Origin of the sequence: uncultured Parasphingorhabdus sp. (assembly GCF_963677535.2) — a bacterium.
Classification (GTDB): Bacteria; Pseudomonadota; Alphaproteobacteria; order Sphingomonadales; family Sphingomonadaceae; genus Parasphingorhabdus.
Map to the genome: position 1 here is coordinate 1,300,296 of NZ_CAXXUT010000001.1, position 13,889 is coordinate 1,314,184.

Sequence of the window (13,889 nt, forward strand, 5' to 3'; positions counted from 1 at the left end):
CGCCTTCCGGAAATCTTTTTCGGTTTTGTGGTGATAGTGAATGCTCGCCTGCTTGAAACCGGGCTCAATTCTCGAAGGGCCCCATCCAAGAGCCGGCGCCGGTAAAGCAGCCAAGGAAGCGGACGACGCACTCCATGCAGCTATGCCCGGATTGTGGGAAAGGCGTATAGGCCGATTGCACAAGCGTAGAATATTGCAGCGTGAAACAGGTCAGGGATTCAGACGCAATGTCGGTTCCGAGAGCGATTCAAGGAATATCGTTGCAATTCAGGCTGTTCAGCAGCCGGCTTCTAATGTCCGCGACTGTCTCAGGAAACGGCCCTCAGCCCCTTCTTCACCTTGAGCGAATGATCCTCCCTATCCTGCCCAGCGACGGTGCGTTTTGGCATGCCAAATATCGGCGCTGGTTTCGCCCCCGCGATCTGCTGTGCATGTTCCAGCAGCAATGCGGTCGCGCTTTCGCGCGGAACGGCGGCAGAATATAGATAGCCCTGCCCCAGTGCGCAGCCGATTTCCTGCAGAAGTTCGGCCTGGCCTTCGGTCTCGATCCCTTCTGCGATCACCTTTATGTCAAGCTTTCGCGCAATATTGAGCAGCCCTTCGATGATCGCCATTCCCCTGTCCGCCAAGCGCAACTGACTGACAAAGGACCTGTCGATCTTGATGATATCGACCGGCACCGTCAGCAAATGCGTGAGCGAGGCGAAGCCGGTGCCGAAATCATCCAGTGCTATACGCAGACCATGGGCGCGCAGCGCCTTGATCTCCTGCGCGACAACCGGTTCATTCTGTCCGAGATAGACCGATTCTGTCACTTCCAGCACGACATGTTTCAATGGCACATTCTCACGACCGAAAGCCGTCTTGATGCGTTCGTAAAGCGTGCCGCTATGGAAATCGGCTGAAGAGATATTGATCCCGACATGCTGGAAGGGAATCCCGCATTCCAGCCATGTACGGACATCGGCAGCTACCAGCGCCAGCATGCCCTCGGTCAGCTTGGCGGCGACGTCGACATCCGTTGTTGCCTGATGAAAAGACCCCGCGGAAACGATATTGCCGCCGGGCCTGCGTAGCCGGCAAAGCGCTTCCATACCGACGATCTCGCCGGTGTCGATCCGGACTACCGGCTGATAATAGGCCTCGATCCGCCCTTCATCCAGCGCGACATCGACATCCTGGATTACCTCGATCCTTCGCTTGATCGCCGTACCGATACCGGGCCAGTAGCGGACAAAGCCGCCCCGCCCCGTTTCCTTGGCATGATAGAGTGCGAAATCGGCGTGGCGGTGCACTGTTTCCGCATCCTGGTCGCCGGGAGAAAGCGCCGCGCCGCCGATTGTCGCTCGCGGCTGGATCATATGTCCACTGCAGCTGGTAACAACACCTACCGCATCGAGAATGTGCGAAGCAGTTCCGCTAAGGTCAGCGACCGCCCCGGCTTCCTGCAGAATGACGGCAAATTCGTCGCCGCCCAGCCGGAATGCGTGATCGGGCAGGACACTGGTGCGGATCCGCTCTGCGACTCTTTGCAGCAACTCGTCGCCGGCCTGATGGCCGAACGTATCATTGATCATCTTGAGATTATCGACATCGACCACCAGCAAAGCCCAGCTACCCGGTTTCTCACAGGACAGGCGGCTCAGTGCCGCGTCAAATCCCGATCTGTTTGGCAACTGGGTAAGTGCGTCAATCGACGCTCGCCGTTCCCGCTCCAGCACCCGATAATGCCCTTCGAGCGCGATGGCGCAAAGGTGGATGCTGGCGCTGACCAGCTGTTTCTCGCGGGCGCGCGGCATCCGCCTTTGCCTGAAATATAATGCAAAAGTCCCGAATACCACGCCTTCGGCGTTGAAGATCGGCACCGACCAGCAAGCCTTGAAACCGTGTGGCAGAACATGTTCCCGAAACGCTGCCCACCGGGGATCATTGTCAATATCGGTTACCACCACCGCTTCGCCCAGATAGGCTGCGCTGCCACAGGAACCGACATTCGGGCCGATCATCAAGCCGTCGATCTCTTTCGACAGCTTTTCCGGCAGGCTGGGTGCGGCTAGCGGATAGAGCGTTCCGTTATCCTCTACCCGCAAGACGGAACATGCCACGCCTGGCAATAGAAGCTCGAGTTCCAGACACAACCGCTCCACCGTTACATCCAGCGAGACGCCCGTAGCTATCATCTCGAGAATCTTGTTTTGGAACAGCAGCAACCCGCAATATCCTTTTCGCTCGAGCCAAATTTCGTTCAGATTTACCTGACCCGAGTAAACAGAAGATGAAATATTTCCGAAACGGGCCTTCACAGGGACGTTTACGGCAGGAGAGCCGGCGGATTAAGATGGAGCTGCCTTTACACGCCACTGGGTGGCAGATATCCGCCGGCGGATTCCGGAAAGCTAGATCGCCCGTCGTTCTTCATAGGCGAGCACGTCGGCGCGCAGCCGCACCGCATCCTCCAGGGCATTGTGCGGCACCGCGCTGGTTTCGCCGGAGCTGACAAGTTCGGCATCAACCAATAGAAACCGAATGTTGCGCACCGGTTTCATCAGGCCCGGGCCGATGACCAGCAGCCGCGCCGCGTGGGAAATATCTTCAGGCCAGTCTGCGACCAGGACCGGTTCGGGATCATCGCCCAGATAGTCCGCGAACAGGTCCGAGACACGGTCACGCGGCACCGGTTCTATATCCAGAACCGGGATGACATGTTCGACAACCCATTGGGTCGGGTTGGTACATTCGACTGCCGCATAGAAGGCAGCCCGACCTTTCTCTTCGGGGACCAGGGCAATGGAAATGAGGTCACCGCAAAAGCCGTTGAACTCCGTATCCAGAAAATAGCGCATCTGCGATCATCCCTCCATGTTGATAGACGACACTGTCGCTCCCGCATCGCAAGGCCGGTCGCGAACCTGTCACCCTAGCCGAACGGCCGATAAACATCCGCTTGCGGCCGGGTAAACCATTGCGGCCCGGACGGCGTCATATAGAAATGGTCTTCCAGCCGTATGCCATATTGCCCGGGCACAACGATCATCGGTTCGTTGGAAAAGCACATGCCCGCCGCCAGCGGAGTCTGGTCGCCCTTCACCAGATAGGGGCCTTCGTGGATGTCCAGCCCGATGCCGTGGCCGGTGCGGTGGGGAAGCCCCGGCAGGTCATAGTCGGGGCCGAGGCCATGGCTGACCAGCATATCGCGGGCGGCCTTGTCGACGTCTTCGCAGGGCGTGCCGATGGCGGCGCGGTCGAAGGCGGCCTGCTGCGCCTCTTTCTCCACGTGCCAGAGCCGTTCGATCTCGCTGTCCAGTTTCGACAGGGCATAGGTGCGGGTGATGTCGCTATTATAGCCGTGAATCGTGCAGCCGGTGTCGATCAGGATCAGCTCGCCCTCCTGCAGCGCCGGGTCGCCCGGGACGCCGTGCGGGTGGGAGGTCGCTTCGCCGAACTGGACCGCGCAAAAGCTGTTGCCGCCATCGGCGCCGCCAGCGCGGTGCAGACGGTCGATTTCGGCGATCACTTCGCTCGCCTTCATGCCCGGTCTGATCCATTCAAAAATCTTTTGATGCACCGACAGCGTGAGCTGCATCGCATGGATCATCAGGTCGATCTCGGCCTGTGATTTTATCGCGCGCAGCGGCGCGATGACATCAGCTGCAGAGCCACAGAGGACCGGCCTTTCCAGCTGCACCAGCGCATCGAACAGGCGCGCGGCGTGGCCGTAGGAACATTCCGGATCGAGCGCGCATTGCTGGTATCCCGTTTCCGCCAATAGGGACGCGATCAGCGCGAAAGGGCATTCATGCTCCTCCCAGAAGGCCATGTCCGAAGCCATCGGAAATTTGGCGCGGATCGCGGATTCCTCGAATTTCGGGCAGATGAAGATAGTGCGGTCCGCCGTGAGCAATATCCCGACAAAGCGTTCGCTTTCATAGAAGGCCTCGGCGAAGAAATAGCGCATGTTGCTGCCCGGGGTGATCAGGATCGCATCAAGGCCGTTTGCGGACATGGTCTGGCGCAGAGTGTCCAGCCGCTGCTTGCGTTCGGCATTGCCGATCGATGGCGGTCGCGATGCTGTGGTCATGGTCAAATCTCCAAATGGGGCGGGCCGCCTCCACTATAGCGGAATTGACCGACCATCAAACCAAAGCGGAAGATATTATGTCCGCTGATAAGCCGCCGATTCCACTGCCGCCAGAACACGCAAGGCGTCCGGGTCCGCAAACGGGAGAAACTGCATCAGCACCAGGCCTGCGATATTGCTCGCGGGATCGATCCAGTAATAGCAGTTGGTCAGCCCGGCCCAGGTCAGGCTCCCGGCCGCACGGCCATTCGGCCCCTCTTCCGGGTTGATCAGAAAGCCGAGGCCCCACCCGCAATGCATGTCGGGGAAAGCGTCGAAGGAATTGGCGAGCAACGGCACCACGCTCTCCATCTGTCCGGCTTTCATCTGGCCAATCTGGTTTTGCGACATGGCCGCCACGGTCTCGGCGCTGATAATCCGGGCACCGTCGAGCGAGCCACGGTTCAGGATCATCCGCATGAAACGCATATAGTCCGCCGCCGTCGAATAGAGCCCGCCGCCGCCGGACTGATATTCCGCCGCATCACCGCCACCGATTTCGAGGGGAAAGGGAACCAGACCACCGGCCTGGCGGGAGAGCAGCGGTACCCGGCGCTCGATCTTGTCCGGCGCGACGGCAAAGCCTGTGTCCTGCATCGCCAGGGGCGCGAAAATATGCTCCTCCATATAGGCGCCGAGCGTCTGGCCGCTGGCGGCCTCGACCGCGCGACCGACCCAGTCGGTACTCACGCCGTAGAGCCAGTCGGTTCCCGGTTCGAACATCAGCGGCGTCGTAATACTGGCGATGCTGGCGGGAGCGACCTTGCCCTGCGCTTTCGCCATATCCGCTCTGGTGAACGCATAGCCCATACCGGATGTATGGGTGAGCAGATGCCGGAGCGTGATCGCGGTTTTCGCGGGTTCCACTATCGCCTTGCCGTCCCCGTCAAAGCCGGTCAGCACATCGGGATTGGCCAGTTCGGGCAGAACCGGGCCGATGGGATCGTCGAGAGACAGCAGGCCGCGTTCGACCAGTTGCATCGCAGCCACCGATGTGATCGCCTTGGTCATCGACGCGATCTGGAAGATACCATCCAGCGCCATCGGCTTGCCGGTAGCGGGGTCAGAAAAACCCGCTTCGGCCGATGCAAGCACCGTATCGGCATTGCCAATCATGGCAACCGCGCCAGCCACCTGCTGGTCGGCCAGCGCCTGATCCAGGGTTTTTTGTAATTCCAGCTGCTGCAATTCAATCATCCTTTTGTGAGAATATTTTTATGTTGGAAGGCTGCGGCTATCGGGCACCCAGCCGTTCGGCGTGCCAGCGCAGATGGCCTTCCATAAAGGTGGAGATGAAATAATAGCTGTGGTCATAGCCTTCGCGCATATTCAGGCTGAGCTTTATGCCCGCTTTGTCGCAGGCTTCCGCCAAGAGTTGCGGCTTCAGCTGTTCCGCTAGGAAATTGTCGCTCGTTCCCTGATCGACCAGGATGTCGGCAACGCGCGCACCATCTTCGATCAGGGCGCAGGCGTCATATTCGCGCCATGTCTGTTGATCGCTGCCCAGATAGCCGCCCAGCGCTTTTTCACCCCAGGGGCAGTTTAGCGGCGAAACAATCGGCGAGAAAGCGGACACGCTTTTGTAACGATCCGGATTGCGCAGCGCGATGGTCAACGCGCCATGACCGCCCATGCTGTGCCCGAATATGGCCTGGCGCTCCATGTCGACCGGAAATTCCTTGGCGATCAAGGCAGGCAATTCCGTCTCGATATAGCTGCGCATCCGGAAATGTTTCGCCCATGGCTCTTCGGTGGCGTCGACGTAGAAGCCAGCGCCCTGCCCCATGTCATAGGCCTCGTCATCGGGCACGTCTTCGCCGCGCGGCGACGTGTCCGGCGCGACGATGATCAGGCCCAGTTCGCTGGCCGCCCGGCGATATTCGCCCTTTTCCATGACATTGGCGTGGGTGCAGGTCAGGCCGGACAAATACCAGACAACCGGCAGTTTCGCGCCTTGTTCATGATCGGGAACATAGACCGCGAAGGTCATCTCCGTGCCCGTTTCGGCGGACGCATGGGTGTAAACCCCCTGCGTTCCGGCGAAACTTCTGTTGGTGGAAACGGTCTCCATCAAAAGACCACCACGCTGCGGATGCTTTCGCCGGCGTGCATCAGGTCGAAGCCCTTGTTGATCTCTTCCAGCGACAGCGTGTGGGTGATCATCGGATCGATTTCGATCTTGCCGTTCACATACCAGTCGACGATTTTCGGAACGTCGGTCCGGCCCCGCGCGCCGCCAAAGGCCGTGCCTTTCCAGACCCGTCCGGTGACCAGCTGGAACGGCCGGGTGGAGATTTCCTTGCCGGCTTCCGCGACGCCGATGATGATGCTTTCGCCCCAGCCGCGGTGGCAGGCTTCCAGCGCCTGACGCATCACGTCGGTATTGCCGGTGCAGTCGAACGTATAGTCCGCACCGCCGTCGGTCAGCGTCACCAGATGTTCGACGATGTCGCCCTTGATCTTGGTCGGGTTGACGAAATGGGTCATGCCGAATTTCTTGCCCCATTCCTCGCGGTCGTCGTTGATGTCGACGCCGATAATCTTGTCCGCGCCGACCATCCGCGCGCCCTGCAGCACGTTGAGGCCGATACCGCCGAGACCGAAGACGATGACATTGGAGCCCGGCTCCACCTTGGCCGTATTGGTCACCGCGCCGACACCGGTGGTGACGCCGCAACCGATGTAGCAGCTGGTGTTGAAAGGCGCGTCGGTGCGGATTTTCGCAACCGCGATTTCCGGCACGACGATGAAGTTGGAGAAGGTCGAGCAGCCCATATAGTGATAGATCGCTTCGCCCTTGTAGGACATGCGGCTGGTGCCGTCCGGCATCAGGCCCTGCCCCTGGGTTGCGCGGATCGCGGTGCACAGGTTGGTCTTTCCCGACAGGCAGCTTTTGCACTGGCGGCATTCCGGCGTGTAGAGCGGGATCACGTGATCGTCGGGCGCGACCGAGGTAACGCCAGCACCGACTTCGCGGACGATACCGGCGCCTTCATGGCCGAGCACGCTGGGGAATTTTCCCTCGCTGTCCAGTCCGTCGAGCGTATAGGCATCGGTGTGACAAATGCCCGTTGCCATGATCTCGACCAGCACTTCGCCCGCCTTCGGACCCTCCAGATCAAGCTCGACGATCTCGAGTCGCTTTTTGGCTTCAAAGGCTACGGCTGCGCGGGTTTTCATATATTCATTTCCTCATTATCGACCTGTTGATCACAATTGTAGTCCCCACCCGTGGCTGTTCGCAAGACAAAGCTCCCGGCAACTGGCAATTGCTGGACAGATAAAGCTTCTGGATCGGAGGGGCGCTATTTCTGGCCCTTTGCCAGAAGGAAATCACCGATTGGTCATTGGCATTTTTACCGTTGTCCGGACGCACCACGGCTGGCTAGAGGCAGTTACCATCCTTTTTCAATAAATGTCTGGCAACACCCAGCCATAAATCGCATGTACCCCGCCCAGCCCCGGGATTGAAAGAAACGCTATGTCGACCGAAAAACAGATTTTGACTTTATCCTGCCCGGACCAGCCCGGTCTCGTGGCGAGTGTCGCCAAGATACTGGCCGACAACGGCGGCAATATAGTCGATTCGCAACAGTTCAATGATAGCGAGACCGCCCATTTCTTCATGCGCGTTGTCTTTGACCTGGCCGAAGGTCCGGCGCTCGGCGCCATCTCCAACGCGATGCAGGCGTTTGCCGCGGAAAAACAGGTAGAGTGGAAACTGCGGAACAGCATGGTACGGACCAAAGTCATCGTGATGGTGTCCAAATTCGACCATTGCCTGATCGACCTGCTCTACCGGTACCGGATCGGGGAATTGCCGATGGAGATTGTAGGCATTGTCTGCAATCATCCGCGCGACGCGCTGAAAATTTCGCTGATCGAGGATGTACCCTTCTATCATCTCCCGGTCACGAAAGACACCAAGCTGGAACAAGAAGCGCAGATCAAGCAACTGGTCATCGACAGCGGAGCGGAACTGGTTGTCCTGGCGCGCTATATGCAGATTCTCTCCGATGATCTTGCCGGCTTTCTCTCCGGACGCTGCATCAATATCCACCACAGTTTCCTGCCCGGGTTCAAGGGTGCCAAGCCTTATCATCAGGCCCATGCCCGCGGCGTCAAAATGATCGGCGCCACTGCCCATTACGTAACCGCAGATCTCGATGAAGGGCCGATCATCCACCAGGATGTAGAAGCGATAAGCCATGCCGATACGCCCGAACAGCTGGTGAGCAAAGGACGCGACATCGAACGCCGGGTCCTCTCGCAAGCGGTGCATTACCATCTGGCCGACCGGGTATTCCTGAACGGTCACAAGACTGTGGTGTTCAAAAACTGAGCATCGTCACTGCTGTGACTCGCCGCATGACATGGCAGTAGGATGGAAGCGGGCGGTAATGCGCCAAGCTTGCAGACAATGGTTAGGCCGCGATGACGGATTCGACCATGCCATGATTGGCAGTTGATTCCCCAGCCAAGTTCGTTTCAATCATAACGCAAGACCGCAGCCAGAACGCTGTCCGGTGCCGCTGTCTTTTGCAGGCGCTGCCGAAGCAAAGCAGGGTTGCCATGGGGGACGAGAACTAAGGATAGAAATGCATGCAGGATTATAGTGACATAAGGGACGAAGTCGCCAAGCTTTGCCAGAAGTTTTCCGGCGAATATTGGCGCGCACGGGACAAGGCGCGCGAATATCCGAGCGATTTTGTCGCTGCTCTCGGCGAGGCCGGCTATCTGGCCGCCCTGATCCCCGAAGAATTTGGCGGCGCCGGATTGCCGATTTCGGCAGCCGCAGCAATCCTCGAGGAAATCCAGGCGCAGGGTTGCAATGGCGGCGCCGTGCACGCGCAAATGTATATCATGGGCACAATGTTGCGGCATGGATCGGACGAACAAAAGTCTCAATATCTGCCAAAGATCGCCACTGGTGAATTGCGGCTGCAGGCCTTCGGCGTGACCGAGCCGACCAGCGGCACCGATACGCTGGCCCTGAAGACCACCGCCAAGCGGGACGGCGATGATTATGTCATCAACGGGCAGAAGCTGTGGACCAGTCGCGCCGAGCATAGCGACCTGATGCTATTGCTGGCGCGCACCACACCGCGCGACCAGGTCGCCAAGCGCACCGATGGCCTGTCGGTCTTTCTCGTCGACATGAACGCGGCGCTGGGCAACGGCCTGACGATCCGGCCGATCGACACGATGATGAACCACAGCACCACCGAATTGTTCTTCGACAATATGCGCGTGCCCGCTGCCAATCTGATCGGCGAGGAGGGCAATGGTTTTCGCTATATCCTCTCCGGCATGAACGCCGAGCGGCTGCTGATCGCGGCGGAATGTATCGGCGATGCCAAATGGTTTATCGAAAAGGCGACGGCTTATGCCAAGGAGCGGGTCCTGTTCGGCCGCCCGATTGGCCAGAACCAGGGCGTGCAATTCCCGATCGCCCGCGCCTATGCGCAGATGCGCGCGGCCGAACTGCTGGTCCACGAGGGCCTGCGCAAATATGAAGCGGGCGAAAATTGCGGTGAGGAAGCCAATATGGCCAAGATGCTCGCCGCCGATGCCAGCTGGGCTGCGGGAGAGGCCTGCGTCCAGACGCACGGCGGTTTCGGCTTTGCCGCCGAATATGATGTCGAGCGCAAGTTCCGCGAGACAAGGCTCTATCAGGTTGCCCCGATCAGCACCAATATGATCCTCTCCTATGTCGCCGAACATGTGCTGGGTTTGCCGAGGAGCTATTGATGGCCGACTGGGCAGACTGGATCGGCAAGAGCGAGACGCGCCATGATGTGATCACGCCGGGACTTCTTCAACGATTCTGCGCGACCATTGACCAGCCGGTTACGGACGACATTCCACAGGGATTGCACTGGTGCCTTTGCCTGCCCGATACGCCGACTGCGGAACTGGCAGAAGATGGTCATCCCGCAAAGGGTGGTTTTCTCCCGCCCATTCCCCTACCCCGCCGGATGTGGGCTTCAAGCAGCGTCTCGTTCGACCACCCTCTGCAACGGGGCGACGAAATCACGCGCGTGTCGACCGTGGCCAGCATAGACGAGAAATCGGGCAAGTCGGGCGATCTGGTGTTCGTCGCTGTCGATCATGAAACCCGCGTTGGCGACGTTGTGGCGATCAGGGAGCGACAGAATATCGTCTATCGCGAGCCAGCTACGACCGCAGCACCGGCCAGTTTGCCCAGCAACGAAACGCCAGACCTCAGCGGCTGGGCCTGGCAGCAGACAATCCTGCCAACCGAGCCGCTGCTGTTCCGCTATTCCGCCCTGACCTTCAACAGCCACCGCATCCATTATGATCGCCCCTATGCGATGCAGGACGAAGGCTATCCCGGGCTGGTCGTGCAAGGTCCGCTGATGGCGACATTGTTGCTCAATTTCGCCGCAAGCGAACTGGGCGCAAACAGGCTCTCCAGCTTTTCCTTCCGGGGACAGGCGCCCGCTTTTGCCAATGCCGCGATCTATCTCGTCGGCAAACCGGAAGGCGAGACTATGACTCTCGCCGTGATTGGCCATGACGGCAAAGAGGTCATGAGCGCGCAGGCCCGGATATAGACGTCACATCATATTCCGTTCGCGCTGAGCCTGTCGAAACATGATCGCACCAAAAAGAAAAGCCCGGCGGCTGCGGGTCACGCGGCCACCGGGCTTGTCAGCATTGAAAGCGATCTAGAACCGGTCGGCGTTCATCACCTTGGTCCAGGCCGCAGCGAAATCTTCGACAAATTGCTGGTCGGCATCATCGGAAGCGTATACTTCCGAAACCGCCCGCAATTCCGAATTGGATCCGAAAATCAGATCCACCGGGGTCGCGGTCCAGGTCAGTTCGCCCGTCTCGCGGTCGCGGCCCTCGTACAATCCGGGATTTTTGCCCGACTTCGACCATTTGGTCTTCATGTCGAGCAGATTGACGAAAAAGTCGTTGCTCAGCTGGCCGGGACTATCGGTGAACACGCCGTGGGACGACTTGCCCGCGTTGGCGTTCAGCGTCCGCAGCCCGCCGACCAGCACCGTCATTTCCGGTACCGTCAGATTGAGCGCGTCGGCCTTGTCGACCAAAGCCGCCGCTGGCGCCAGATCCGCTCCGTCCGCATAATAGTTGCGAAAGCCGTCGGCCTTGGGCTCGAGATAGGCGAAGGACGCCGCATCGGTCTGAGCCTGCGTGGCATCGACCCGGCCTGGCGTGAACGGCAGGCTGACCTTGTGGCCAGCCTTGCTGGCCGCCTGCTCGACCGCAGCATTGCCGCCAAGAACGATCAGGTCAGCCAGCGAGACCTGCTTGCCGCCCGAAGCGCTGCGGTTGAAATCCTTCTGGATCGCTTCCAGCTTGCCCAGCACCTTGGTCAGTTCCGCCTTGTCGTTGACGGCCCAGCCGCGCTGCGGATCCAGCCGCAGCCGCGCACCATTGGCCCCGCCGCGCATATCGCTGCCCCGGAAGGTCGAGGCCGAGGCCCAGGCCGTCCGCACCAGTTCGGGCGTGGTCAGACCGGAGGCCAGAATTTTCGATTTCAGCTGCGCGACATCCGCGTCACCGATCATCGCATAGTCAGCCGCCGGCAACGGATCCTGCCAGACGAAGCTCTGGCTCGGCGCATCGGCACCGAGATAGCGGGCCGAGGGCCCGAGATCGCGATGGGTCAGCTTGAACCAGGCGCGGGCGAAGGCCGCCGCGAATTCATCAGGGTTCTGGTGCCAATGCTCGGCGATCTTGCGGAAACCGGGGTCTTCCTTGATCGCGATATCGGTCGTGAACATGATCGGCGCATGGGTCTTGCCCGGAATATGCGCGTCGGGAACCATATTGGCGGCGTTCGGATCGCTCGGGATCCACTGCGTGGCACCGGCCGGGCTCTTGGCCTTGACCCATTCGAACCCGAACAGATTGTCGAGATACTGGTTGGTAAACGCGATCGGATTGGCCGACCATGCGCCTTCGAGACCGCTGGTGATGGTATCCTCGGCATTGCCCTTGCCGCATTTGTTGGCCCAGCCGAGACCCTGCGCTTCGATACCGGCGGCAGAGGGTTCCGCATCCATGCATTCCTCGGGCTTGTGCGCGCCATGTGCCTTGCCGAACGTGTGGCCACCGGCGATCAGCGCCAGCGTTTCTTCGTCATTCATCGCCATATTGCCGAATGCGCGCCGGATATCGGCAGCGGCCGAGATCGGATCATGATTGCCGTTTGGCCCTTCCGGATTGACGTAGATCAGGCCCATCTGGGTGGCGGCAAGCGAGCCTTTGAGATCGCCTTTGCCGTCGCGACGATTGTCCTCCAGCATCTTCGCCTCGGGGCCCCAGAACACCAGATCGGGCTGCCAGGCGTCGACACGGCCGCCGGCGAAACCGATGGTCTTGAAGCCCATATCCTCGAGCGAGACATTGCCGGTCAGCACCATCAGGTCGCCCCAGGACAGTTTCCGGCCATATTTCTGCTTGATCGGCCAGACCAGACGCCGCGCCTTGTCGAGGCTGACATTGTCGGGCCAGCTGTTCAGCGGCTCGAAACGCTGTTCGCCGCCATCCGAGCCGCCGCGCCCGTCACCGACGCGATAGGTACCGGCGCTGTGCCAGGCCATGCGGATGAAGAACGGGCCATAATGGCCGTAATCTGCCGGCCACCAGTCCTGAGACGTGGTCAGGACCTTGCGGATATCTTCCTTGACCGAAGCGAGATCGAGCGTGGCGAACTCGGCCGCATAGTCAAAGTCCGGTCCATAGGGATTGGATTGCGCCTCATGCTGGCGAAGCGCCGCGAGGTCCAGACTCTGTGGCCACCAGTCCTTGTTGGACATGGCACCCGGCGGATCCTGAACGACCGTTTTTTGCGCCTGTGCCGGGCTCGCGATGGCCAGCGGCGTCATCGACGCGGCGAGCAAGGCAAAAAGTGAAACCTGTGACTTGAACATCTCTCTCTCCTGTTTTTGTCTCATCGTGACGCGGGAATTTTACGTCCAACCGGACAAATGGCGAAACCGGTAAATTTCCTGAGAGTAATTGAGGATATCGATCAAATGCGCAAAGCGAGAGGCCCGGGCCATTTGCCCGACCATCGGCAGGGATCCGAAGCATAGGGCGGCGCGGTGCTTTTCGCGCACAGCAAAAGAAGCCCGACGGCCGGGTCGCTAAACCGCCGGACTTCTCCTGTTTACCCTAAAAGGGTGGGATACGGCATCAGCTTCGTATTGAGTGAAATAGTTCATCAGATCGATGCCGCAGGATCTTGTTAACCGAGTCTTTTCATGAGCGCTGTGATCGCCATCACGGGCAACAGGAAAAGCGAAGGCTTTTTTGCCTTGCCCGTCCAGAGAATGCGTTCGCCCTTCCCTTCATCAGGCCGTCTCGGAACAGAATTTTCGCCAATGTCGAGATGACCCTGTCGGATCGTTTTCCTTGCGATTCAGGCGATTTGCGCCGCCATATCCAGATCTACGATAAGGAGACAGCGGATGAGTTATCTGACGGGACAAGAAGGCGGGGCGGGATTCCCCCGCTCATCGAACAGCCGCAACCGCCCATAAAAAACGGGAGCTTACCCGAAGATAAGCTCCCGCTGCGCCTCTGTTGGGGCAACCTTCCTCTTGCGATTCCGGTCGCCGCTTGTTTGGCGTCCGGTTTCCGGTCCAGTGCGTTAATGGTCAGTGATTATCCACGAATATGCTTGCGCTTATCCGCTTCAGTTGCCGACCCGCAATTGGTCCAGTCACCTGATGATCCTCGTCAGACTGATCCGTTCCGGCTTGCGCCTTCC

General features: G+C 59.5%; 10 protein-coding genes. 3 read left to right on the forward strand and 7 right to left on the reverse strand.

Going from position 1 to position 13,889, the window contains the following annotated elements; genetic code table 11:
- Nucleotides 1-308: 308 nt before the first annotated feature.
- The 6 genes from ACHZCJ_RS06200 to ACHZCJ_RS06225 form a co-directional block, all read right to left on the reverse strand.
- Nucleotides 309-2,210 (reverse strand): EAL domain-containing protein, encoded by a 1,902-nt coding sequence (locus ACHZCJ_RS06200; RefSeq protein ID WP_321324782.1) that lies wholly within the window; start codon nt 2,208-2,210, stop codon nt 309-311.
- A 186-nt stretch (nt 2,211-2,396) separates the two neighbouring features.
- Nucleotides 2,397-2,843 (reverse strand): hypothetical protein, encoded by a 447-nt coding sequence (locus tag ACHZCJ_RS06205; protein WP_321324784.1) that lies wholly within the window; start codon nt 2,841-2,843, stop codon nt 2,397-2,399.
- Between the two features lie 74 nt (nt 2,844-2,917).
- The gene (locus tag ACHZCJ_RS06210; RefSeq protein ID WP_321324786.1) at nt 2,918-4,078 is read right to left on the reverse strand and encodes a Xaa-Pro peptidase family protein; all 1,161 of its coding nucleotides are present in this window, start codon (nt 4,076-4,078) and stop codon (nt 2,918-2,920) included.
- Between the two features lie 75 nt (nt 4,079-4,153).
- The gene (locus tag ACHZCJ_RS06215) at nt 4,154-5,305 is read right to left on the reverse strand and encodes a serine hydrolase domain-containing protein (protein ID WP_321324788.1); all 1,152 of its coding nucleotides are present in this window, start codon (nt 5,303-5,305) and stop codon (nt 4,154-4,156) included.
- A 46-nt stretch (nt 5,306-5,351) separates the two neighbouring features.
- On the reverse strand, nt 5,352-6,188 hold the full coding sequence (gene fghA, locus ACHZCJ_RS06220) for an S-formylglutathione hydrolase (RefSeq protein WP_321324790.1): 837 nt from the start codon (nt 6,186-6,188) through the stop codon (nt 5,352-5,354).
- Nucleotides 6,188-7,297: an S-(hydroxymethyl)glutathione dehydrogenase/class III alcohol dehydrogenase gene (locus ACHZCJ_RS06225; protein WP_321324793.1), complete on the reverse strand. Its 1,110-nt coding sequence runs from the start codon at nt 7,295-7,297 to the stop codon at nt 6,188-6,190. Before ACHZCJ_RS06225 ends, fghA begins: the two co-directional genes overlap by 1 nt.
- 301 nt (nt 7,298-7,598) lie before the next feature.
- Between ACHZCJ_RS06225 and purU the strand changes: the two genes are divergently transcribed.
- The 3 genes from purU (at nt 7,599) to ACHZCJ_RS06240 (ending at nt 10,695) form a co-directional block, all read left to right on the forward strand.
- Nucleotides 7,599-8,459 (forward strand): formyltetrahydrofolate deformylase, encoded by an 861-nt coding sequence (gene purU, locus ACHZCJ_RS06230; protein WP_321324795.1) that lies wholly within the window; start codon nt 7,599-7,601, stop codon nt 8,457-8,459.
- 260 nt (nt 8,460-8,719) lie between these two features.
- A complete protein-coding gene (locus ACHZCJ_RS06235) occupies nt 8,720-9,868 on the forward strand; it encodes an acyl-CoA dehydrogenase family protein (RefSeq protein ID WP_321324798.1) in 1,149 nt (382 codons plus the stop codon).
- Nucleotides 9,868-10,695, forward strand: coding sequence for a MaoC family dehydratase N-terminal domain-containing protein (locus tag ACHZCJ_RS06240; RefSeq protein ID WP_321324800.1), 828 nt, complete (start codon nt 9,868-9,870; stop codon nt 10,693-10,695). The genes ACHZCJ_RS06235 and ACHZCJ_RS06240 overlap by 1 nt, the downstream gene beginning before the upstream one ends.
- A 114-nt stretch (nt 10,696-10,809) precedes the next feature.
- On the opposite strand, the gene katG is transcribed toward ACHZCJ_RS06240, so the two are convergent.
- Nucleotides 10,810-13,047 carry a catalase/peroxidase HPI gene (gene katG / locus ACHZCJ_RS06245; protein ID WP_321324802.1) on the reverse strand — a complete coding sequence of 746 codons (2,238 nt, stop codon included), beginning with the start codon at nt 13,045-13,047 and terminating at the stop codon, nt 10,810-10,812.
- Nucleotides 13,048-13,889 lie beyond the last annotated feature (842 nt).